Annotated in this window: 18 protein-coding genes; 4 read left to right on the top strand and 14 right to left on the bottom strand. The window is 62.0% G+C overall.

Annotated elements, in window-relative coordinates; all coding sequences use genetic code 11:
• The first annotated feature begins 128 nt into the window (after positions 1–128).
• A complete protein-coding gene (locus tag WDB88_RS10115; RefSeq protein WP_339107550.1) occupies positions 129–350 on the top strand; it encodes a DUF1127 domain-containing protein in 222 nt (73 codons plus the stop codon).
• 140 nt (positions 351–490) lie between these two features.
• On the opposite strand, the gene WDB88_RS10110 is transcribed toward WDB88_RS10115, so the two are convergent.
• From WDB88_RS10110 to WDB88_RS10100, 3 genes are all read right to left on the bottom strand, one after another.
• Positions 491–1,417 (bottom strand): phosphoadenosine phosphosulfate reductase, encoded by a 927-nt coding sequence (locus tag WDB88_RS10110; protein ID WP_339107549.1) that lies wholly within the window; start codon positions 1,415–1,417, stop codon positions 491–493.
• Positions 1,418–1,594: 177 nt separating this feature from the next.
• A complete protein-coding gene (locus WDB88_RS10105; protein WP_339107548.1) occupies positions 1,595–2,644 on the bottom strand; it encodes a glycosyltransferase family 2 protein in 1,050 nt (349 codons plus the stop codon).
• 160 nt (positions 2,645–2,804) lie between these two features.
• Entirely contained in the window at positions 2,805–5,096 is a 2,292-nt protein-coding gene (locus tag WDB88_RS10100; protein ID WP_339107547.1) for a glycosyltransferase family 2 protein, read from the bottom strand.
• Between the two features lie 261 nt (positions 5,097–5,357).
• Between WDB88_RS10100 and WDB88_RS10095 the strand changes: the two genes are divergently transcribed.
• Both WDB88_RS10095 and WDB88_RS10090 read left to right on the top strand, forming a co-directional pair.
• Positions 5,358–6,710 (top strand): hypothetical protein, encoded by a 1,353-nt coding sequence (locus WDB88_RS10095; RefSeq protein WP_339107546.1) that lies wholly within the window; start codon positions 5,358–5,360, stop codon positions 6,708–6,710.
• 161 nt (positions 6,711–6,871) lie between these two features.
• Entirely contained in the window at positions 6,872–9,109 is a 2,238-nt protein-coding gene (locus WDB88_RS10090) for a hypothetical protein (protein ID WP_339107545.1), read from the top strand.
• A 439-nt stretch (positions 9,110–9,548) separates the two neighbouring features.
• On the opposite strand, the gene WDB88_RS10085 is transcribed toward WDB88_RS10090, so the two are convergent.
• From WDB88_RS10085 to cobA, 10 genes are all read right to left on the bottom strand, one after another.
• Positions 9,549–10,343: a methyltransferase domain-containing protein gene (locus WDB88_RS10085; RefSeq protein ID WP_339107544.1), complete on the bottom strand. Its 795-nt coding sequence runs from the start codon at positions 10,341–10,343 to the stop codon at positions 9,549–9,551.
• Between the two features lie 147 nt (positions 10,344–10,490).
• Positions 10,491–11,093 (bottom strand): L,D-transpeptidase, encoded by a 603-nt coding sequence (locus tag WDB88_RS10080; protein ID WP_339107543.1) that lies wholly within the window; start codon positions 11,091–11,093, stop codon positions 10,491–10,493.
• A 212-nt stretch (positions 11,094–11,305) separates the two neighbouring features.
• Positions 11,306–11,884: a translation initiation factor IF-3 gene (gene infC / locus WDB88_RS10075; RefSeq protein ID WP_339107542.1), complete on the bottom strand. Its 579-nt coding sequence runs from the start codon at positions 11,882–11,884 to the stop codon at positions 11,306–11,308.
• A 155-nt stretch (positions 11,885–12,039) separates the two neighbouring features.
• Positions 12,040–12,699 carry an SDR family oxidoreductase gene (locus WDB88_RS10070; RefSeq protein ID WP_339107541.1) on the bottom strand — a complete coding sequence of 220 codons (660 nt, stop codon included), beginning with the start codon at positions 12,697–12,699 and terminating at the stop codon, positions 12,040–12,042.
• Positions 12,700–12,953: 254 nt separating this feature from the next.
• Entirely contained in the window at positions 12,954–13,784 is an 831-nt protein-coding gene (locus tag WDB88_RS10065) for a ferredoxin--NADP reductase (protein WP_339107540.1), read from the bottom strand.
• Positions 13,785–13,935: 151 nt separating this feature from the next.
• On the bottom strand, positions 13,936–14,307 hold the full coding sequence (locus tag WDB88_RS10060; RefSeq protein ID WP_339107539.1) for a DUF934 domain-containing protein: 372 nt from the start codon (positions 14,305–14,307) through the stop codon (positions 13,936–13,938).
• A complete protein-coding gene (locus WDB88_RS10055; RefSeq protein ID WP_339107538.1) occupies positions 14,304–15,104 on the bottom strand; it encodes a phosphoadenylyl-sulfate reductase in 801 nt (266 codons plus the stop codon). The genes WDB88_RS10060 and WDB88_RS10055 overlap by 4 nt, the downstream gene beginning before the upstream one ends.
• Positions 15,073–16,740: a nitrite/sulfite reductase gene (locus WDB88_RS10050; protein WP_339107537.1), complete on the bottom strand. Its 1,668-nt coding sequence runs from the start codon at positions 16,738–16,740 to the stop codon at positions 15,073–15,075. Before WDB88_RS10050 ends, WDB88_RS10055 begins: the two co-directional genes overlap by 32 nt.
• A 12-nt stretch (positions 16,741–16,752) precedes the next feature.
• The gene (locus WDB88_RS10045; RefSeq protein WP_339107536.1) at positions 16,753–17,061 is read right to left on the bottom strand and encodes a DUF2849 domain-containing protein; all 309 of its coding nucleotides are present in this window, start codon (positions 17,059–17,061) and stop codon (positions 16,753–16,755) included.
• Entirely contained in the window at positions 17,061–17,846 is a 786-nt protein-coding gene (gene cobA / locus WDB88_RS10040) for a uroporphyrinogen-III C-methyltransferase (protein ID WP_339107535.1), read from the bottom strand. Before cobA ends, WDB88_RS10045 begins: the two co-directional genes overlap by 1 nt.
• Positions 17,847–18,011: 165 nt before the next feature.
• Between cobA and WDB88_RS10035 the strand changes: the two genes are divergently transcribed.
• Positions 18,012–18,473: an Lrp/AsnC family transcriptional regulator gene (locus tag WDB88_RS10035; RefSeq protein WP_339107534.1), complete on the top strand. Its 462-nt coding sequence runs from the start codon at positions 18,012–18,014 to the stop codon at positions 18,471–18,473.
• Between the two features lie 96 nt (positions 18,474–18,569).
• On the opposite strand, the gene WDB88_RS10030 is transcribed toward WDB88_RS10035, so the two are convergent.
• Complete coding sequence (locus WDB88_RS10030) at positions 18,570–19,856, bottom strand: cytochrome P450 (protein ID WP_339107533.1); 1,287 nt, start codon at positions 19,854–19,856, stop codon at positions 18,570–18,572.
• Positions 19,857–19,882: the final 26 nt, after the last annotated feature.

Here is a 19,882-nt window from a genome sequence, read left to right as displayed (position 1 = left end):
GACGCCCCGCCTTTGCGCGCGTTGCATGGCGGGGCTGCAGCATTACACATGGTCCCTTGCGACGCTTTGTCATAAACCCGACCATAGGGGGGGAAAGTCCTGCAAGCACGCATACAGGAGTTTTCCAAATGACGCATATCGCACAAATGCCGCGTAAACCGGCGGCAACCTCATCGGTTCTGCGGTTCTTCCAAGCGATCGGTCGGGCTTTCGTCGCCTTTGGAGAGGCGCGTTCGCGTCAGTCCGAGATCGTTCGCCTCAACGGGCTTTCGGATGCGGCTCTTGCCGCCAAGGGGATCCGTCGGGACCAGATCGTGACCTATGTCTTCCGCGACAAGTTCTATCTCTGACTTGTGGTTCAGGGCGGGGATGCAGGGCAGCCTTGCCTTGCCCGTCAGGCCAAAGGCGTAAAAAGTTCAGGCGATCCGGTCGGTATGACGGATCGCCCTTTTTGTGCCTGCTTTATCGCATCGGGCCCGTGATCGCCCGCTCAGACAGGCTCGGGTTCCAGTTCGATCCCGTTCGGGGCAAGCAGTTCGACCAGTTTGTTATAGCGACGGCGGAAACGCGGTGCATCAAAGCGGCGCGCCCCGTCGCGGCAGATCAGCGCCTCGAGATAAAGCCGTTCCTGCGGGCGGATGCTGCGCAGCAGGGTATGCAGATAGGCAATGTTCTGACGGCAGTTGCGATACAGCTTGCGGAACTCTGTCGCCGTCAGCTTGCCCTCGCAGGCACGTGCGATCATCAGCTCCAGCACGTTGCAGCCCGCCAGCATTGCCTCGATATTCTCGCCCGCCAGAATGCAGGGCAGGAGCGTGACATTGGGACGGTGGAAAAGGGCGGCATGCATGGCATCAAGCCGCTGCAAAGGATCGTAGACCACGAAGGCCTGTTTCGCGCCATCCAGCATTTCGGGCGCGAAACCATAGCGGTCCGAGAAACTGATACGCCGCATTTCCGGATAACGGTTATCCCAACCGGCCAGACGCGGGTCGAGCGTGGCCTGCGGCTGTATCGCGATCACCGTGGCATCGGGGGCCACCACAGAGAAAGCCGCCGCCGCATAGCCGCAAGAGCCCGCCCCGTAAAACACGACGCGGTCATAGTCTTCGAAGACCCCGTCATCGACGAGCCGGTCGAAATAGGCATAGACCTCGGGCGCGCGGAACCATGTCGCATCCTCGGCAATGAGTGTCAGGCTGGACCAGCCACCCTCCTGCGCGATGCGGTAGCCAAGGGGCAAACCGTCCTGATCCGTATCAAGCAGATCATCGCGCAGTTCGAAACTGACCAGAAGGACAGGCCCGTCCTCGCTGAACAGGGCCACATGCGCTGGGCCCAACTGTTCGAAATGGCCGAATTCCTGCCCGAGCGCGCTCATCCGCGTCTGCCAGTTGTTCACGCTCATATCCTGCATGGCGAGGCCCCTTCAAATTCGGTAATGGCCGGACACAGTGCCGGACCGGCGCAGAGAGTATCTGCGATTTTCAGTTAACCTATCACTATTTTAAAATGACAAAATCATGGTGAACGCAAGAAAATGCAATGGCCACAAGGTATTGCGTAAACAATGCTGTGATTGATACGGTATTGTTTACAAATCCGGCTTGGTCTGGCTGGTCTGTGCCAAATGTGCCAGCCGCAGCATGCGCTGGGCATCGGCCTTTGACAAGGGGCGCGTCGGCGGGGTCAGCAGAAGCCGCCCGAACATGGCGCGCGGGGCCTCTTCGCGCAGCAGGGACCGGATCTTCTCGTGACGCCAGCGCACGGCCTGCGCGTGCAAGACACCGAGCACGGGATCGTCCAGCAGGCTCTGGTACAGCGGTCCGCGTAGCGGGGCTGTGCGCTGGATGCTCCGGTCCTCGTCCTGGCAGAAATTGCGCTCCACCCAGTAGGACAGGTCGAACCCTCCGACATCGCGATTGGCCCGTCCGCGGTCGCATTTGACAACATAGTTTTCCATTGCCCCAAGCGCATAATGGTTCAGCTGCACCATGCCCCAGCAGTTTCGATCGGGTGGCGTGAAAAGGCGGTTTTTCTGGTAGAGATCGGGGAGCGGAGTGCCCGCGCCGTCAAACCAGCGCGGCGCCGCGCCCTGTGTCAGGCCACGGGGGCGATGCACCCCCAGTTTGCGGTAATCTCCGGTTCTGCGCAGGAGCGTCTTGAACAGCGAGGCCCGCCACGGCCAGAGCATGGCAGGGGGGGCGGCCTTGTCGAAACAGTCCGTTACGGGGGTGTCGGTATAGTCGATCACGCCGTTATTGCCGAAAAGCCGCCATGTCAGGGCGATGGCATCGGCGTCGGGCAGGGCGGCGATCAGGTCCGAAAACCGTCCCGCCCCCAGATGGATATTCACGAATTCATCCACGTCGAAGACCAGCACCCAATCGGCGCGCTGCTGTGCCGGATGCTCGTCGGCGCGCAGCAGGGCTTCCCATTGCGGGCCACGCCGCCACGGGCCGGGATTGCGTTCATGGCTGAGCCAGCCCATCTGTGCCAACCGGTCCAGCATCAGATCGGTGCCATCTTCGCAATCGTTGGAATAGATCAGGAAATGGTCCATGCCGATGGCACGGTGATGGGCGATCCATTCCAGCAGGAAAGCGCCCTCGTTCTTCATGCAGCTGATGCCGAGGATATTCATGGGGCCGCCTCCTGCACTGTCCCTGCGAGGGGGCTCCGGCAGGCGCGGCCTTGGGCGCGGAGGGGGGGGGGCAGCCCGTCTGTCTGGCTGTTGACCGCTTTGCGCGCGTGCCTGCGGATCCTCGCGACCCTAACTGGCGTGTTCTTCCAGCGGTTTGCCATTAGTGCTCCGCCTCGCCCTCATGTTCGACCGTGAAGAAAAAATCGGGGGCCACGTCGCGCAGATGCATGTCTTCGGGCAGGCAGTCGGGGCCGGCATTGAACACCGCAGAGCCGAAATGCTGGAGCATGCGCGAGAGCCGTTCGTATTTGGCACTGGTCAGGTCGCCATAGAAGTTCTCGTAATTCTCGGTGGCGCGCAGCTCGGCAATCTTGGTGCGATGCGCGGCCACGGCGGCTTCATGGGCGGCACGGATCTCGGGATCGGCCATCAGGCGGTCATATTCGGCCTGTAGCGCGGGGATCATCCGCTGGATCGAGCGTTCCTCCTCGAAATTATGGTTCATCCGGAACCAGTAGTTCAGCCCCTGATCGCGGTCGACATGGTTCACCCGCCCGCGGTCACGCTTGACCAGAAAGCTCTCGGCAGAGCGCACAGCATAATGGTTGAGCTGCACCCAGTCATAGCCATAGGTTTCCAGCGTCGAGCGCCAGCCATTGCGGAACATCTCGCGCGGCATGGGCTGGCCCGACCCATTGAGCCATTTCACCTGATCCCACAGGTCCGGCACCAGACCTTTGGGGCGGTGCACCCCCATCTTCTTGTAGATATCCATATTGCGGAACAGGGTCTTGAACCCCCAGGCCTGATGCGGCTTGCGCACGACTTCCGGCGCGCAGGTGGTGAACTGGTCCAGAAGGAAGCGGTCCTCATAGTCATGCACATCGCAATTACCGAACAGCCGCCATGTCAGCGAGATCATATTCGCCTCGCCCATCGCCTTATAAAGGTCGGTCAGGGTGCCATCGCCGATCTTGATATTGATGAACTCGTCCACATCCATACAGATCGCCCAACCTGCCTGCTGGATGACGGGTTCGGATTCGGCGGCCTGAAGGGCGGCATGCTGGGGCTTCAGCTCGCCCCCCGGACGCCACGGGTTCTCGCGGTGCTGGACCAGCCCCTTGGCCATCAGCATGTCCAGCATCGTATCGGTGCCATCGGTGCAGTCATTGGTATAGATCAGGAAATCATCCACCCCGATCGCACGGTGATAGGCCAGCCATTCCAGAATGAACGGGCCTTCGTTTTTCATCGTGGTGACAATCGCGGTGCGACCGGCGCGCAGGGCCGCTTTGAGGGCGGGTTTGACCTTGGAGACCGGAGGCCGCACGGGCTTGTGCCCCCAGACATCCAGCGATAGCGCCAGAAGCTGTTCGTCCTCTACCAGCGAGGTCTTGGGGGCCAGCTCTGCCGCCTTGCGCCCCGGCACGCGCAGCGCCATTGCCCGCCAGAAGGGGAAGACATGCGCAGGATCGGGCTTGGCATAGGCCACACGCACCATGCGCCATGTCGCCTCCAGCCCCGCCTTTGCGGGCGCACATCCCCAGCGTGCGGTGCCGCGCCGCGCATCGAACTGGCGGCAGATATGGTCGGCGAAACATTCCGCGGCACCATTGCGCACCCGCCACGGATAGATCCGCCGCCCGACCAGCATGATCACCCCGGAAGGGGCCTCGAGGCAGGCATCGAAGGCGCCCATCCTGCCATCGGCCACGGGGGCCAGAAGGTCCGTGACATCCAGCGTCAGTACGGCGCGGGCTTCGGCCAGAAACCGCCATTTCGCAATTTCGAAGACCAGACCCTGCCCGAGGGGCGCGCGCCACGGATCGGGGGCGGGAGGCTCCATCCGGTCCTTGCCGGGGGCGTCGGGGGCAAGGAAGGGGTGGCTTTCGGGGCCCATGCCGGGCTTGCCCATCGCGACGGGGCAGTCCAGGACGATCACCACCATCTCCAGATCGCGGTCATCCAGCCCCTTGGCCAGCTGCGCCACGAAAGGCGCATCGGAAAACCGGTTGAGGATCACCGCGCCGGTGGCGGCATGCTGGTCGGCATGCCAGCTGAGCCAGTCCAGCACCGTCTCGGCGCTTTCCTCGAAACGTTGGCCGAACAGGCAGTTGCGATCGCGCAGCAGATCCCATTCCGCCTCGGCCATTGCAAGCGGGCGCATATGGGGCGGGGTGGTCGCATCGGTCTGGGTCGTGATCTGCACCGGCAGGGGGCCGTCGAGCGTGGCGCAGAGCATCGCCCCGCCAGCCACATCGCGCGTTTCGGTGATCGTGCCGCCGTCCAGATGGGTGATCTGCGCGGCCTGTGAGGGGTTGGCAAACATCGCGCGCAGATGGCGGCAGCCCTGTGCCTCCCACGTCACCGCATCCAGAAGGACGGGGCCGGTGCCCGCCTCTTCGCACGGGTCTTCTGCCAGAAGGCTGCGTCTGATCACTGATGCCATGTCGTCGTTATCCTGCGTCTCCGGCGGAGGTTTCCGCGGCCCGCCCTGTCTTCGGGGCAGTCTGTTGTCTTTGTGAAAGCACAAGCCGCAGATTTGGTTAAGGCCATTTCGGTTTTTTTTCGTATTCCGTTGGAAAATGTCACGATTTCGGGCAAGTTGAGGCCAAATTGGGGCGCCAAATTGGGGCAAGGCCCCGCCGGACTTGGCCTTCGGGTGTGATATGGCCCGTAGAATGACTGGCCTGTGGTGTGTGGGGGGATCATGCGCGAGATAGGAACGCTGTGGATCGGCGGCCGGCTGAGCTGGCTTGAAATCCTGTGTCTCAAAAGCTTTGTCGATCAGGGACAGAAAATCACGCTGTTTTCCTACGGGCCGATCGAGAATGTCCCTGACGGGGTCATCTTGCGCGACGGGCGCGAGATCCTTGCCCCAGACCCGCAGGAAGGGTTTCTGAAATACGAGCGCAAGGACAGTTTCGCACTGTTTGCCGATCTGTTCCGGCTGCATATGCTGGCCAAATGTCCGGGCATGATCTGGGTGGATACCGATGTGTATTGCCACCGCCCGCTCACATACGACAGCCCCTATGTGCTGGGCTACGAGCTGCCCGACAGCCCGCGGGTCAATAATGCGGTGCTGGCGCTGCCGGCGGGGTCTCTTCTTTTGCAGACCATGCTCGATTTCACCAAGGACCGGTTTTCCATCGCGCCGTTCCTGCCGCCCCATCTTGCCAGCAGCTATCACGAGGCGGCTGCGCGGGGCACGCCTGTGCATGTCAGCCAGCAGCCTTGGGGGATCTGGGGGCCGTTGATGGTGACCTATTTCACCCATGCTCTGGGCCTTGGCGGGCAGGTGCAGCCGATGGAGGCGTTCTACCCTGTGCCGTTCCCCGAGCGGGCCAAGCTGCTGGGCAGCGAAACGGCGATGCAGGCGCGTCTTTCCGCGCAGACCACGGGGCTGCATCTCTGGGCCTCGAACAAGCGCAGCCTCGGGCGCAATCCCCATAGCGCCCCTGCGAACGGCAGCTATCTTGAACATCTGTGCCGCAAGCACGGGCTGCGTCCCGAATTTGCCCCGATCACAGAACGCGCCAAGCTGACCTTCGAGGAAACAGGGATCGCAGCGCAAGTGCTGGCCGAAATGGGGGTCGGGGTGGTGCGGGCCTGCTATGATCTGGGCGGCATGGCACCGGGCCTCGCGCTGGCCGCGCATCGGCGGCATAATTGCGATGTGGTACTGGTGGATCTGACCCCCGAAGGGACCGCGCAAACCACGCCATCGCCCTGGGTTGCGCCCTATGTGGAATGGCTTGTCTCGCAGGGGGTGCGGCGGGATCTGGTGCGCGTCGTTCTTGACCCGTTCTTTCTGGAGCCGGACGGGTTGGCCCTTGCCACCGGCAGTTATGGCGACCAATGGCCGGTGACCGCGCTAGGGCCGCTTCTGCCGCGTCTGTTGCGCCCCGATGGGGTGCTGGTCATCGACATCCGGCGCGGATCGGGCGGGTTTCCCTATCTGCGCAAGCAGGGGGCTTTGCGGCGGCTGGAGGCGGCAGAGCCGGAGCCGGACGCCGCCATCACGCGGGCCATTTTCACGCCGCAAGCGCCAACTTCATGAGATTTAGGAAATTTTTTACGTTCTGACGGGGCGTTGGGGCAGAAATGCCTTGGAAATGTCGCACGTGCTTCGCATGATGACCGCATTTACCAAGGCAGCTGCCTTTGCGTTAATATGCATTAACAAGACCGGCATCCGGTGGCCAGGAAAGTGTAGGAAAGATGAGCAAAGACTATCAGGTTGCGGCGCTTTGGATCGGCGGCAAGATGAGCTTTCTGGAGGTGCTGTGCCTGAAAAGCTTTGTCGATGCGGGCCAGCATATCACGCTGTATTCCTACGAGCCGATCCCCAATGTCCCCGAAGGGGTGGCGATTGCCGATGCCAACGAGATCCTCTCGGCGGACCAGTTCCTGCGTCATGGCCGCACCAATTCGCCGGCGCTGCATTCGGACCGCTTCCGCTATCACCTGCTGGCCAAGCATGACCATATGATCTGGGCCGATACCGATGCCTATTGCGTCAAACCCTTCACCACCCCCACGGGGCATTTCTTTGCGTGGGAAAGCAAGGAAGGGGTGAATGGCGGCGTGCTGGGTCTGCCGCAGGACAGCGAGGCGCTTGGGCGGCTGATCGAGTTCACCAATGACGAATATGCGATCCCCACATGGTATGGCGATGACTACACCCGCGAGCTGGAAGCGGCCCGCGACCGTGGCGAGCCGGTCCATGCCGGTGACCAGCCTTGGGGCGTCTGGGGCCCGCATGGCCTGACCCATTTCCTGAAGGAAACGGGCGAGATCAAACATGCGATGCCGCAAGAGGCGCTTTATCCCATCGACTACAAATGGCGCGCCAAGATGACCCAGCCGGGCTATGACTGGCAAAAGCATATCACCGAGAAAACCTATTCGATCCATTTCTATGGCCGCCGTTTGCGGGCACGGATTAATGACAAGCATGGCGGCATCCCGAAGCCGCGCAGCTGTGTCGGCATGCTGATGACCAAACATGGCGTGCTGCCCGACGGGTCGATCCTGACAGCTGCGGCCCCCGCGCCGGTTCCGGCCCCCGAAGGCGCCAGCGGTGCGGCAGCAGAGGCGCTGCTTGCGAAAACCGGACAGACGCGCGTGGAACGGATTGCCGATCTGGGGGCCACCGCCCCCGATCTGCTGCAGGCCGCCCAGAGCCGTTTCGATTGCGATATCGACCTGATCGACCTTGCCCCCGATGGAAGCTGGCCCGCTCTGGCGACGCCCCACGCGCAGGGGGTGAAGGCGCAGCTGGTGGCCGGCGGTATTGATGGCGCGCGCATCCGTATCGTGACCCAAGCGGCAGAGGTGAAGCCCGCCGATCTGGTGCTGTCACTGGCAAGCTTTGGCGATCTGTCCAAGGTCAAACATCTAGAGCCGCTGATGGGGCGCCTGTTCCATGCCGATAGCCGGATGCTGATGGATATCCGCGCCGGTAGCGGGGCCTTTCCTTTCCTCAAGCCCTATGGCGAGAACGAGCTGATCGAGGAACAGGCGGGAAGGGGCAAGGGCAAGATCAGCCGGGTGCTCTTCAGCCCTTTTGCCCCTAAGGCCGAAAGCGATCCGGCCTGGGCAAAGATCGCGCGCGAACTGGCAGGCCCCGAGGGGTTCTATACCGATAACGGCCAGCATAGCTTTCTCTACGTGCCGCGCGGGCGCACCCTTGTGGTGACCTTCGACAATCTTGATATCGCGATGGGCAAGCGCGAGGACCGCCGCCCTTGGGGCTATAGTTTTATCGAGAAACAGGGCTGGTCGATGCTGGGGGCTATGGCGGGCGGCTGGACATGGTATCGCGACCCTTGGGTGATGGCCGAATTCGACCGGCTGGCCGCCGAGGGGTTCTTTGCCCAATTCGACCGCGTGGTGTTTTACGGTGCTTCGATGGGCGGCTATGCGGCCTGTGTCTTTGCGGCGGCCTGTCCGGGGGCGGATGTGGTGGCGATCTCGCCGCAATCCACGCTGGATAAAACCGTTGTGCCGTGGGAGACGCGCTATAAAACCGTTTGGGGGCAGGATTTTTCCGGCAAATATGGCGATGCGGCGCAGGCGAGCCTGACGGCAAACCGTGTGAGCATTCTTTATGACCCCTATGAGCCGCTGGATGCGGGCCATGTGGCGCGCTTCACCGGCGAGAATGTGGTGAAGCTGCGCGCGCCGCTGATGGGGCACAGGCTGGGGTCGTCACTCAGCCAGATGGGGATCTTGCAGCCGATCATCCTCAAGGCGCTGGAAGGGCAACTCAGCCCCAATGACTTCCATATGGCGCTGCGGGCGCGGCGGAATTTCCCGCGCTACCAGAAGGAGCTTTTCAACCGCTGCGTGGCCAAGGGCCATCTCTCGCTGGCGCGACGGCTGGGCGCGTGGGTTCTCAAACGTAATGATAACGCGGCGGTGAGGAAAGCTCTGCGCGATCTCCCGAAAACCTGATTTGAGTTTTCGCGCCCCGCGTGCAGATTGATATGTGTCAAAGTCCTCCGTCTCCTGTGGGACTAGACAAAGGTCAGGTGGATCTATCTCCCTCTAGCCGGGTTCCGGCAAGATCCACCCATTGCGGGTCAACGGGCATTCTCCCTTGCCCGATCCGAAGAAAGCGCCGCGGGTCTCCCTCCTGCGGCGCTTTAAATTTTCGTGGCGCTTCAAATTTCGGACGCGGTGGTGGTTGTGCGGCGTGTCTGTGGTCCGAGGGACGATGGTCGGCGGCGGTGCTCCGGCTTTGCGGCACAAGGTTTGCGGCACAAGGGCGGCTCTTGCTCGGGCGGCAGTCAAAGGCCGGTCGCGCATCGCTCGGCGGCGTGCCCCGTCTGGCCGCGCGCCGGTCTTGCAGCAGGCCCGCTCTACAACATACCTGTCGGGGAGGGAGCGCCGCTTATTCGGTGCCCATGCCTGCGCCTGTGCCCGTATCTGCATCGGGGGCAGGCTGCGCGTCATCCCATTTGCGCATGTAGTCGGTCTGGTAGACGCTGCCATCGCCCAGCGACCCTTCCAGCGGCTTGCGCACCACATAGAGCAGCATGACCGGCGAATTCAGCGGAAGCTGGCGGCTCAGGCGCGGGCGCTTGCCGGTGTCATTGGGGTTGGTGGTGGTGGCAAAGGCATTGGCGAAATTGGGCAGCATCGGCTGCAATTTCAGATCAAGCACCTCATAGCCCAATGTCCTCTGCCAGAAGCCGAACACCATTTCCGGCGTGATCTGGTAGAAGCCGTGGTTGATCCAGCCATTGCAGGGAGAATGCCCGATCAGCGTGCCGCCCGGGCGCAGCATGGTATTGAGATTGCGGAACGCGGTCGGCAGATCGAAGATATGCTCGCAGGTGCCGCCATCATAGACCACGTCGAAATGGTGGTGCAGCGCCTCGGGCAGGGGCTTGCTGAGATCCTGCACCAGCGAGGCCCCTTCGAAATCCGACATATCCATCGAGTCAACGGTATCGAAGCCGAGCTTGCGGATGAAATGCTCGGAATAGATCGATTGCGGGTCTTTCAGATCGGCCTCGCTCAGGCCGGGAAGATATCTGGCAATCGTGTCGGTCAATAGCTGGGCCGAAGCCCCCTTGCGCGAGCCGATCCATCGCTGGCGACCGAGCATTACGAAATTGCCGGAAAGGCGATGGGTCTTCACTGTCTCGATCAAACGGGCGCAAAGTGTGTCGGGAAGGGCCATAATGAACCTTTCAGCTAAATCTATCCTCTTGAAGTTCCTTGTGTTCGCATATCCGGCCCTAACTCTTGGTTAATGCCCCCCCCTGCGCCAATAAAAAAGCGCCCCCGTCTGGGGGGGCGCTGGTAGAACCGGTAGGCTATGGTGGGATCAGAGGATCTTGACCTGCGATCCCACGGGGCACAGCTCGAAGAGTTGCTCGACCTGTTCGTTATAAAGCCCGATACAGCCCGACGAGCTGCGACGCCCGATCTTGCGGGTGTCATGGGTGCCGTGGATGATATAGGCGGGCCAGCTGAGATACATCGCGCGGGTGCCCAAGGGGTTGTCGGGACCGGGCGGCATGTAATGCAGCGAGGGATCCTTTTCGAGCATCGATTTGGTCGGCGTCCAGTCGGGGCCGACTTTCTTGCGCACGATCTCGGTATAGCCGCGCTTGGTCAGCGCATCGGTCATCGGCACGGAGGTCGGATAGAGGCGGTAATCGGCACCGTCGACGGCCCAGTAGTGCAGGGCTTTCGAATGGGTGTCGGCGATCAGCGTCACGCGATCGAGCCGGTCGAAATGGTCCTGCCAATGGATCTCGCGGAACGCCGAGATATTGTGGCGCGACGGCGCGGCCACGATGGCCGGTTGCTGCGCCATAGGAATGTCTTGCGTCGCGGCACGTGCAATCGCGGGGGCGCAAAGCGCCGCACCACCCAAAAGCAGGGCGCTGCGCCGCGAAAGGTGACCGGAACGGTCTTGAGACATGGTGTGAACTCCCGTTCAGAATTCTGAATATGAGCAAAGTCGCATGAAAGACCCCGCTCGCTCAACTCACGCCTGCTCACGCAGATGCGATCTTCGCAGAGGTGATGTAAATGCAACTCCTACATCTACCTTCCACGAAAAACCCTCCCCGAAACACGAGGAGGGCAACCCTGCTGGCTATGGCCAATGCACAGCCTTGATCGTGTCGGACCTTATTTCGGCCCGATCATCATCACCATCTGGCGGCCTTCCAGCTTGGGCATGTTCTCGATCTTGCCCAGCTCGCCCACGTCATCCTTGACGCGGTTCAGAAGTTCGAGACCCAGATTCTGGTGTGCCATCTCCCGACCGCGGAACCGCAGGGTGACTTTCACCTTGTCGCCGCCTTCAAGGAATTTCTTCACCGAGCGCAGCTTGACCTCGTAGTCATGGACATCGGTCCCCGGACGGAACTTGACCTCTTTGACCTCGATGATCTTCTGCTTCTTGCGGGCTTCGGCTTCGCGTTTCTGCTGTTCGTATTTGAACTTGCCGAAATCCATGATCTTGCAGACCGGAGGTTTGGCATTGGGGGAGATCTCGACGAGGTCAAGCCCGGCTTCCTCGGCCATAGCAAGCGCCTTCGACGGGGTCACTACACCAACATTTTCACCTTCCGCGCCGATCAGACGAATTTCAGGGGCGCGGATCCGTCCGTTCACGCGAGGACCAGTGTCGCGGGTCGGCGGGGCATTATGGGGTCTGCGGGCTATGGCGTTAATCCTTCTGTAGCCTAAAATCAGTTGGCGCATAAAATAGGACCGCGCGCGACCGGTTTCAACCGCAAACGCACCCGCCGGTCCAAGAAACCCCAGATTCTGCCAAGGCGGGAAGCCGGATCGGGGGGTTGGCGGCGGACCGGGGCGCATCCTGTGACGGATGCGCTTTTTCTGGGCGGTCCCTGTGCCTAGGCGCTGCGGCGCAGGGCCTGCAGGGCCTCAAGGGGGGGAGACTCACCATCAGTCAGCTCGATCAGCTCATGGCGGATGTCGGGCATATCGACCAATGTGGCCAGTGCGCGGGCGACATTGCCGCGTTTGACGGTGCCATAGGGCAGGGCCAGTCCTGCCGCGATCCTGCCGTCCTCGTCTTCCGTCACCAGCGTGCCGGGGCGCAGGATGACCCAAGACAGCGCGCTGCGCACCACGGCGGCATCGGCCTCTTTCTTGACGCGCATATAATGTTCGAAATTCGGGTTCGGCTCTTTCCACCGCCCTGCTTCGGGAAAGGCGGAGACAAGGTAGAACCGGTCCACCCCCGCACGTCCCATTGCCGCCATCACCTCGCGCGGGCCCTCGCCATCGATACGCGAGGTGCGATCCAGCCCCGATCCTGCGGCCCCCGCCGAGAATATGACGATGTCATGGCCCTCGATCATCGGGGTCAGATCCTGTGCGGTAAGCTCCATCATATCGCCCAAAACGGGGCTGGCCCCCTGGGCGGTCAGTTTTGCGGCCTGTTCGGGGGTACGATGCAGGGCCGTGACCTCGTGTCCGGCCGCGATCAGCATGGGCAGAAGGCGCGCCCCAATACCGCCCGTCGCACCGATGAGAAAAATATGTGCCATTGGGAAATCCTTTCTGGTTTTTCACATCTAGGGCGCGCGGGGCGGATCGTCACCCGCTCTTGCGTTTTGCAGGCCCATAGGGGTCTATGCGCCATATAGCCGCCGGGACCGGCTCTTTCCACGCGCAGACCGCCCTCCGTGCCGGGGGCTCCAAGATCGCGCCCTATGGTGTCGAGATGTAGGGGGCGGGACGACGATGGGAAATGAAAAAGGCCCCCCGCAGCGCGGAGGGCCCTGAAAGACCGTCAGCGGGATCAGACGCCTTCGCCGACGAAGGCTTTCTCGACCACATATTCACGCGGCTCGGAATTGGCACCTTCGCGCAGGCCGAAGCTTTCGAGCACCTCCATCACGTCCTTGTTGAACGCCAGAGACCCGCAGACCATCGCGCGGTCGGTTTCGGGGTTCATCGGCGCAAGGCCCAGATCCTCAAAGACCTTGCCCGACTTCAGGTTGTCGGTGATGCGGCCCATATGGTGGAATTCCTCGCGGGTCGCGGTCGGGTAGTATTTCAGCTTGCCCTCGACCATCTCGCCGATCAGCTCGTCATTTTGCAGACCCTCGACCAGCTGCTTGCCGTATTCCAGCTCTTCAACCGTGCGGCAGGTGTGCATCATGATGACCTCGTCGAATTTCTCGTAGGTCTCGGGGTCGCGCATCAAGGACGCAAAAGGCGCAAGGCCGGTGCCGGTGGCCAAGAACCACACGCGCTTGCCCGGAAGCAGCGCATCATGGACCAGCGTGCCGACGGGTTTGGGGCGCAGGATGATCTCGTCGCCTTCCTTGATGTGCTGCAGACGCGAGGTCAGCGGGCCATCCGGAACCTTGATCGAGTAGAATTCCAGCTCTTCGTCCCAATTCGGCGAGGCAATGGAATAGGCGCGCAGCAGAGGCTTTTCCTTGCCGGTTTTCTCGTCGGTCTGCATCAGGCCGATCATCACGAATTCCCCCGAGCGGAAGCGCAAAGATTGCGGGCGCGTCACGCGGAAGGAGAACAGGCTGTCGGTCCAATGTTTGACCGAGGTCACGGTCTGCGCATCGGGAAGGGTTTTGACGGGCGGGGTTTTGGTTGCAGATTCGGTCATGGCGGTCTCGTGTTTGGTCCGGAGGGCATCAAGGAGGCGTCCGGAAAGAACATATCGAACGGGTATGGCGAAAGGCTGAACCCGAAAAAGATGGCGTTAGCGTGCTGGGGCCTGCCATAGCGCAGAGCCGCGCCTATGGCAAAGCCTGATCTTAGCCCATCAGACGGCGGCGGTAGGAATGCTCCTGCCAGTCGGCGCGGAAGATCCATTGGTCTTGCGGTTGGCGGGTGGCCAGCTCGTCCGAGATCTCGACCTCGTCAAAACCGGACCGACGCGCCATGGCGTATTGGTCGGCGATCACATGGCCACGGGCGCGCAGCCGCCCCGCAAAGCCAAGATCGCGCAACCGGCGGCCAAGGGTAAAGCCGCGCCCATCTGCAAAGGACGGGAACTCGCAGATCACCAGCTCGGCCCCTTGGGTCAGGGCCGCAAGCTGCGCCGGATCGGTATCCGAGGGCAGCACCACCGGCGCGCCCGTGAAATCATCGGCATGAAAGCCGTCATCGCGTACAATCTTGCTCATGCGACGGTTTCTCCTTTGGAGGTTTCGTCAATTACCTTGCCATCGGGGCCCACACGCACGGCCTTGCCGCCGATGAAATGGATCCCGCATTCGGTTTTGGATTGCCCGCGCCAGCGGCCAGCGCGGGGGTCTTCGCCCGGTTTCACGGGGCTGGTGCAGGGGGCGCAGCCGATGCTGGGATAGCCCTTGGCCACCAGCGGATGTTTCGGCAGGCGGTTCTGGATCATATATTCCTGCAGATCCTCGCGCGTCCAATGCGCCAGCGGATTGATCTTCATGCGGGTAGGGGTCTCTACCTCGAAGAAGTCGATCGCCGCACGGGTCCCCGACTGGTAGCGCTTGCGCCCCGTGATCCATGCGTCAAACTTGCTGAGTGCGCGTTCCAGCGGCACCGTTTTGCGTAAGGTGCAGCAGGCATCGGTGTTGAACTGATGCAACGTGCCATCGGGGTCCTCGAAATCGAGGTCCTTCTGGTCGGCCGTGATCACCTGCACACCGGTCAGACCCAACTTCTCGGCCACCTCTTTCTGGTAGTCGAGCGTTTCCTGAAACAGCATATGCGTGTCGATGAACAGCACAGGCGTCGCCGGACGGATCAGCGACACCATATGCAACAGCACCACCGATTCCGCCCCGAAAGACGAAACCATCGCCACATCGCCCGTGTCATGGTCATCCAGCGCTTTTTCCATCACGGTGATGGCGGCATGGTGCTTGTAGCGGCTGTTCAGCCCTGCAACGCGGTCCTCGATCGAGGCCCAGCCGTCACGCGGCATTCTTTTTAGCTGCGTCTCCATACAGCGCCTCCTTGAAAGGTTCGGCACCAAGGCGCCGATAGGCCGCGAGGAAGGTCTCGTCCGTGGAGTTGCGTTTCTCCAGATAGGTCTTCAACAGACGCTCGACCGCAGGCACCACCTCGTCATAGGCGAAACCGGGGCCGGTGCGCTCGCCGATAGCGGCGGTTTCGGTCGCATCGCCGCCCAGCGTGATCTGGTAGTTCTCGACGCCCGCACGGTCGAGCCCGAGGATGCCGATATGGCCCACATGGTGGTGACCGCAGGCATTGATGCAGCCCGAGATCTTGATCTTCATCAGACCGATCTCGTCTTCCAGATCCAGCTCTTTGACGCGCAGCGCGATCTGCTCGGCCACGGGGATCGAGCGGGCTGTCGCAAGCGCGCAGTAATCCATGCCGGGGCAGGCGATGATATCCGAGGTCAGCCCCGCATTGGCCGTCGCCAGACCCGCCTTGGCAAGCGCGGTAAACAGCGCCGGAATATCGCCCTTGGCGACATGCGGCAGGATCACATTCTGCTCGTGGCTGATGCGCAGCTCGCCATAGCCATATTGATCGGCCAGATCGGCCATCAGGCGCATCTGCTCGCCCGTCGCATCGCCCGGCGTCTTGCCGTGCTCTTTGAGCGAGATCACCACCGAGAGATGGTTCTCGACCTTATGGGCATTGGTATTGCGGTTGACCCAACGCGCCAGCGCCGGATCAACCGCCACAGCCGCCTCCAGTGAGGAAGGGTCGGTGTTCTTGAAGGCGGGCGGGGCGAACTGGCGTTCGAGATCGGCCAGAACCTTCTGGTCATAGCCCGAGAATTTCGCGCGAATCTTGGCGAATTCCTCATTGACCAGCTCCCGCATCTTCTCGATCCCGTTCTCGAAAACGGTGATCTTGATGCGGGCCTTATATTTATTGTCGCGGCGACCGATGATGTTCCAAGTGGAGACCACTGCCTCCAGATAGGGCAGCAGATCGGCCTTGGGGATGAAATCGGTGATCACCTGACCGATCATCGGCGTACGGCCCAAACCGCCGCCCACAAGAATGCGGTAGCCCTGTTGGCCGTCCTGTTCGACCAGCTCCACCGCCAAGTCATGCACCTTCAGCGCCGCGCGGTCATGGGTCGAGGCACCAACGGCAATCTTGAACTTGCGCGGCATGAACTGGAACTCGGGGTGGTCGGTGGACCACTGGCGGATCAGCTCGGCTGTGGGGCGCGGGTCGGCGATCTCGTCGGTGGCAGCACCGGCGAAATGGTCCACAGTGGTGTTGCGGATCGTATTGCCCGAGGTTTGGATCGCATGCATCTGCACATCGGCCAGCGCGTCAAGGATATCGGGGATATCCTTCAGCTTGGGCCAGTTGAACTGGATGTTCTGACGGGTGGTGAAATGGCCATAGCCCTTGTCGAAGCGATCGGCAATCATGCCCAGCTGGCGCATCTGGTCCGAGCGCAGCGTGCCATAGGGGATCGCAATCCGCAGCATATAGGCATGCAACTGCAGGTAGACGCCATTCATCAGGCGCAGCGGCTTGAATTCATCCTCGGTCAGCGAGCCGTCGATGCGGCGGGCCACCTGAGCACGGAACTGCTTGCAACGCTCGCGCACGAAAGCTTCGTCGAAATCGGAATAGGTATACATCGCGCGCTCCTGTTACTGGCTGGCTGTTTCGGCTTGCTTGCCGTGGAAGTAGTTCGACGGACCGCGGGTCCGGAAGGCTTCGCGGAAATGGGTGGGCTCGGGGCCGTTCTCCCCCATCTTCGCATCGGCCAGATAGGGGCCGACGGCGATCTCCGGCTGGCCTTGGGCCACCAGCATCCGCATTTCGGCGATGGTCTCGTCCTCGATGAATTCGGCCTGCGCATGGTCGCGCACCCAAGACCCGTCGGCGGCGAGATAGATCACATCGCCTTCCATCAGATCATTGGCGGTCAGGACTTTCGGCGTGAATTTACGTGCCATCAGAATGCCTCCTCACGGGCTTGCTCTCGGGCGTGATGATCTGGCTGGTGAAGATCGGTAAGGGTGTGGGTCTTTGTCGAAAGGCGGGGCGCAAGGCCCAGAAGGATAATGGCGGGCCCCACACAACACCCGGCCACCTCGGGCAGGGTTGCAAGGGTCGCGGCCCAGATTTTCTGTTCGGTCTGGGCGACATTCTCGACCAGTGTCACGGGCGTTCGGGCCGAGGCCCCGTGCATCATCAGGCGGCCCTGAATGAATCGGGCGGCTTTCTTGCCCATATAGATGGCTGCGACCGCGCCGGGAAGGGCCAGACGCGCCCAATCGGAATCCGTATAGCCTTTGGTGTCATGGCCGGTCAGGAAGTTCAGCTCGGAATTGCGGCCCCGCTCTGTCAGGCTCTGGCCGATCGCCGCCGTCGCGGCAGAGGCCGAGGTGATGCCGGGCAGAACCCTGAAGCCGATGCCGGCCAGTTCGAGCGCGGTGATTTCCTCGTTCATACGGCCAAAAATCGACGGATCGCCGGATTTCAGCCGCAGGACCCTGCGTCCCTGAAGGGCAAACCCCAGCAGCAGGCTGGTGATATCGGTCTGATCCATACTGGGGCCGAAGCCGCGTTTGCCGGTCTCGATCCGCGTGGCCTGCGGGCCGATCAGCGCCAGCACCTCCGGCCCGACCAGCGCATCATGCAAGACAACATCCGCCTCGGCCAGTGCCCGCGCCACCGCCAGCGTCACATGCTCGGCAGACCCCGGACCCGCACCGGCAAAGGTGACAAGGGGGGGCATCTGGGCGTTTGACGGGCTGTGAGACATTTGCATAGACCTCTGGCTTTCAGGCTGTAATATAGGAAATTATTCCCCTGTGGCGCTATGGGGTCTTGCGAATAAGGATGTATGTTCGTAAGCCAAATAAACTTGGAACGTATGTTCCGTTCACCGGAGGTTGGGCGAATGTCAGTCCGTATTGACGACATGGATCGGAAAATTCTTTCTCAGCTCCAGCTGGATGCGAGCCAATCGCTGGATGATATCGCGCGCAAGGTCGGCTCGTCGAAGACGCCCGTGTGGAATCGTATCCGCAAGATGCGCGAGGCGGGGATCATCGGCCAGCAGACTGCCATTCTGGACCCCGAAGCCCTTGGTTTCGATGCCTGTTTCTTCGTATTGATCCGCACCTCGGAACACGAGGCCGACTGGCAGCAGAAGTTTCTGGCCGCCCTGCGGGCGCGCCCCGAGGTGATGGAGGCCCACCGGCTGGCGGGCGATATCGACTATATCCTGAAGGTGCGCGTGCAGAACGCCCGTGCCTATGACGCCTTCTATCAGGCGCTGATCTCCGAGGTGAAGGTGCATAATGTCACCGCCCTCCTGTCGATGGAAGAGATCAAGAATACCACCATGCTGCCTTTATAATCAGGGGGCCGTTACATAGGTGCCGGCCCGCGGGGAGGTTTCCTGCGCCGGATTTTTTCCTGCGGCAAAGCGATCCCGCATTTGCCGGTTCTGGCGCTAGTAATGCACCTTCAGCGTATTCAGCCCGTGGAAGGGATAGAGGTCGGCATAGGCAGGCGGCTCGGTCAGCGTCAGGCGGGGCAGACGTTGGATCAGCACTTTCAGCGCAATCTGCATCTCCATCCGTGCCAAGGGGGCTCCCAGACAGAAATGGGCGCCCGCACCGAAGGCATGATGCGGCTTGCCCGGACGCTGTGGGTCGAAGCGGTCGGGGTCATACCAGATGGCGGGATCACGATTGGCCCCTGCCAGCAAAAGCCCGATCCGCTCCCCGCGGGCAAAGACCTGCGTGCCGATTTCCATATCCTCTTTCACCCAGCGCAGGAACAGATGCAGCGGCGGGTCGAACCGCAGGGCCTCTTCCACAAGCGCGGCAAGGGCGGGCGCGTTGTCTGCGGCCTCCTGTGAGGCGGCCCAAAGCTGGGGCTGGCGCAAAAGCTGTGCCAGCGCATTGCCCAGCGAGTGCACCGTCGCCTCGTGTCCGGCATTCAGCAGCAGGATCGCGGTCGACAGGATTTCGGCCTCGCTCAGCCCGCGATCCTCATCGGTTTCCGTTGCCAGTAGCGCCGAAAGCAGGTCATCGGCGGGGCTGAGGCGGCGTTTGGCCATCTGCCCGCGCAGGAAGGCGCCAAATTCCAGACTGGCCGCGACGGCGGCGGTTTCGACCTCGGGGCTACGGCGCGCCTGATACATCCCCACCATCGCATGCGACCAGCGCAGCAGGTCGGGGGCGGTGGCGTCGTCCAGCCCCAGAAGGCGGGCGATGATGATGGCGGGCACATGCTGGGCATAATGGGGCAGCAGGTCGCACCCGCCTTCGGGCAGCGCGTCGATCAGCTGATGGCACAGCGCCTCGATTTCGGGGGCCAAGGCCGCGATCCGCCGTGAGGTGAAGGCCCGTAGCACCTGCGCGCGCAATTTGGCATGGGGCGGGCCGTCAAGTTCCAGCATGCTATGCGCTTCGAGATCATAGAAGGGCGCAAGATGGGCGGCGGGCGTGGTGCCGAAACCGGCAGGGGCCGCGCGGCCCAGACGTCGGTCGCGCAAACAGCCACCGACCACGGTGGAATGCGCGGTGACCGGCAGGCCCCAATCCTCCCAGAAGACCACCCGTCCGGCCTGCCTGACACGGTCGTAAAACAGGTAGGGCGCCTGCACGAAGGCGGGATCGCGCGGCGATTGCTGGAGGCGGGGCAGAGAGCTGGGCAGGGAGCTGGGCGCTGTCATCGGGCCATTAAGCGCGGGCTTCGGGGAAATGGCAAGCCATGCAAACGGTTGACACATGCCCTTCTGCGCCGGATGACAGATTC

This window comes from Thioclava sp. GXIMD4216, assembly GCF_037949285.1.
Classification (GTDB): domain Bacteria; phylum Pseudomonadota; class Alphaproteobacteria; order Rhodobacterales; family Rhodobacteraceae; genus Thioclava; species Thioclava litoralis.
Note: the sequence above shows the minus strand (reverse complement) of the source record. Positions and strands in the feature narration are given on the sequence as shown.

Bases quoted from the DNA above. Each gene is read 5' to 3' on its own strand.
- WDB88_RS10070 (WP_339107541.1), bottom strand. From the start codon at position 12,699: ATGGCACATATTTTTCTCATCGGTGCGACGGGCGGTATTGGGGCGCGC.
- WDB88_RS10065 (WP_339107540.1), bottom strand. From the start codon at position 13,784: ATGACCGAATCTGCAACCAAAACCCCGCCCGTCAAAACCCTTCCCGAT.
- cobA (WP_339107535.1), bottom strand. From the start codon at position 17,846: ATGCCCCCCCTTGTCACCTTTGCCGGTGCGGGTCCGGGGTCTGCCGAG.
- WDB88_RS10050 (WP_339107537.1), bottom strand. From the start codon at position 16,740: ATGTATACCTATTCCGATTTCGACGAAGCTTTCGTGCGCGAGCGTTGC.
- WDB88_RS10115 (WP_339107550.1), top strand. From the start codon at position 129: ATGACGCATATCGCACAAATGCCGCGTAAACCGGCGGCAACCTCATCG.
- WDB88_RS10045 (WP_339107536.1), bottom strand. From the start codon at position 17,061: ATGGCACGTAAATTCACGCCGAAAGTCCTGACCGCCAATGATCTGATG.
- WDB88_RS10080 (WP_339107543.1), bottom strand. From the start codon at position 11,093: ATGTCTCAAGACCGTTCCGGTCACCTTTCGCGGCGCAGCGCCCTGCTT.
- WDB88_RS10055 (WP_339107538.1), bottom strand. From the start codon at position 15,104: ATGGAGACGCAGCTAAAAAGAATGCCGCGTGACGGCTGGGCCTCGATC.
- WDB88_RS10105 (WP_339107548.1), bottom strand. From the start codon at position 2,644: ATGAATATCCTCGGCATCAGCTGCATGAAGAACGAGGGCGCTTTCCTG.
- WDB88_RS10035 (WP_339107534.1), top strand. From the start codon at position 18,012: ATGTCAGTCCGTATTGACGACATGGATCGGAAAATTCTTTCTCAGCTC.
- infC (WP_339107542.1), bottom strand. From the start codon at position 11,884: ATGCGCCAACTGATTTTAGGCTACAGAAGGATTAACGCCATAGCCCGC.
- WDB88_RS10090 (WP_339107545.1), top strand. From the start codon at position 6,872: ATGAGCAAAGACTATCAGGTTGCGGCGCTTTGGATCGGCGGCAAGATG.
- WDB88_RS10030 (WP_339107533.1), bottom strand. From the start codon at position 19,856: ATGTGTCAACCGTTTGCATGGCTTGCCATTTCCCCGAAGCCCGCGCTT.
- WDB88_RS10100 (WP_339107547.1), bottom strand. From the start codon at position 5,096: ATGGCATCAGTGATCAGACGCAGCCTTCTGGCAGAAGACCCGTGCGAA.
- WDB88_RS10060 (WP_339107539.1), bottom strand. From the start codon at position 14,307: ATGAGCAAGATTGTACGCGATGACGGCTTTCATGCCGATGATTTCACG.
- WDB88_RS10110 (WP_339107549.1), bottom strand. From the start codon at position 1,417: ATGCAGGATATGAGCGTGAACAACTGGCAGACGCGGATGAGCGCGCTC.
- WDB88_RS10085 (WP_339107544.1), bottom strand. From the start codon at position 10,343: ATGGCCCTTCCCGACACACTTTGCGCCCGTTTGATCGAGACAGTGAAG.
- WDB88_RS10095 (WP_339107546.1), top strand. From the start codon at position 5,358: ATGCGCGAGATAGGAACGCTGTGGATCGGCGGCCGGCTGAGCTGGCTT.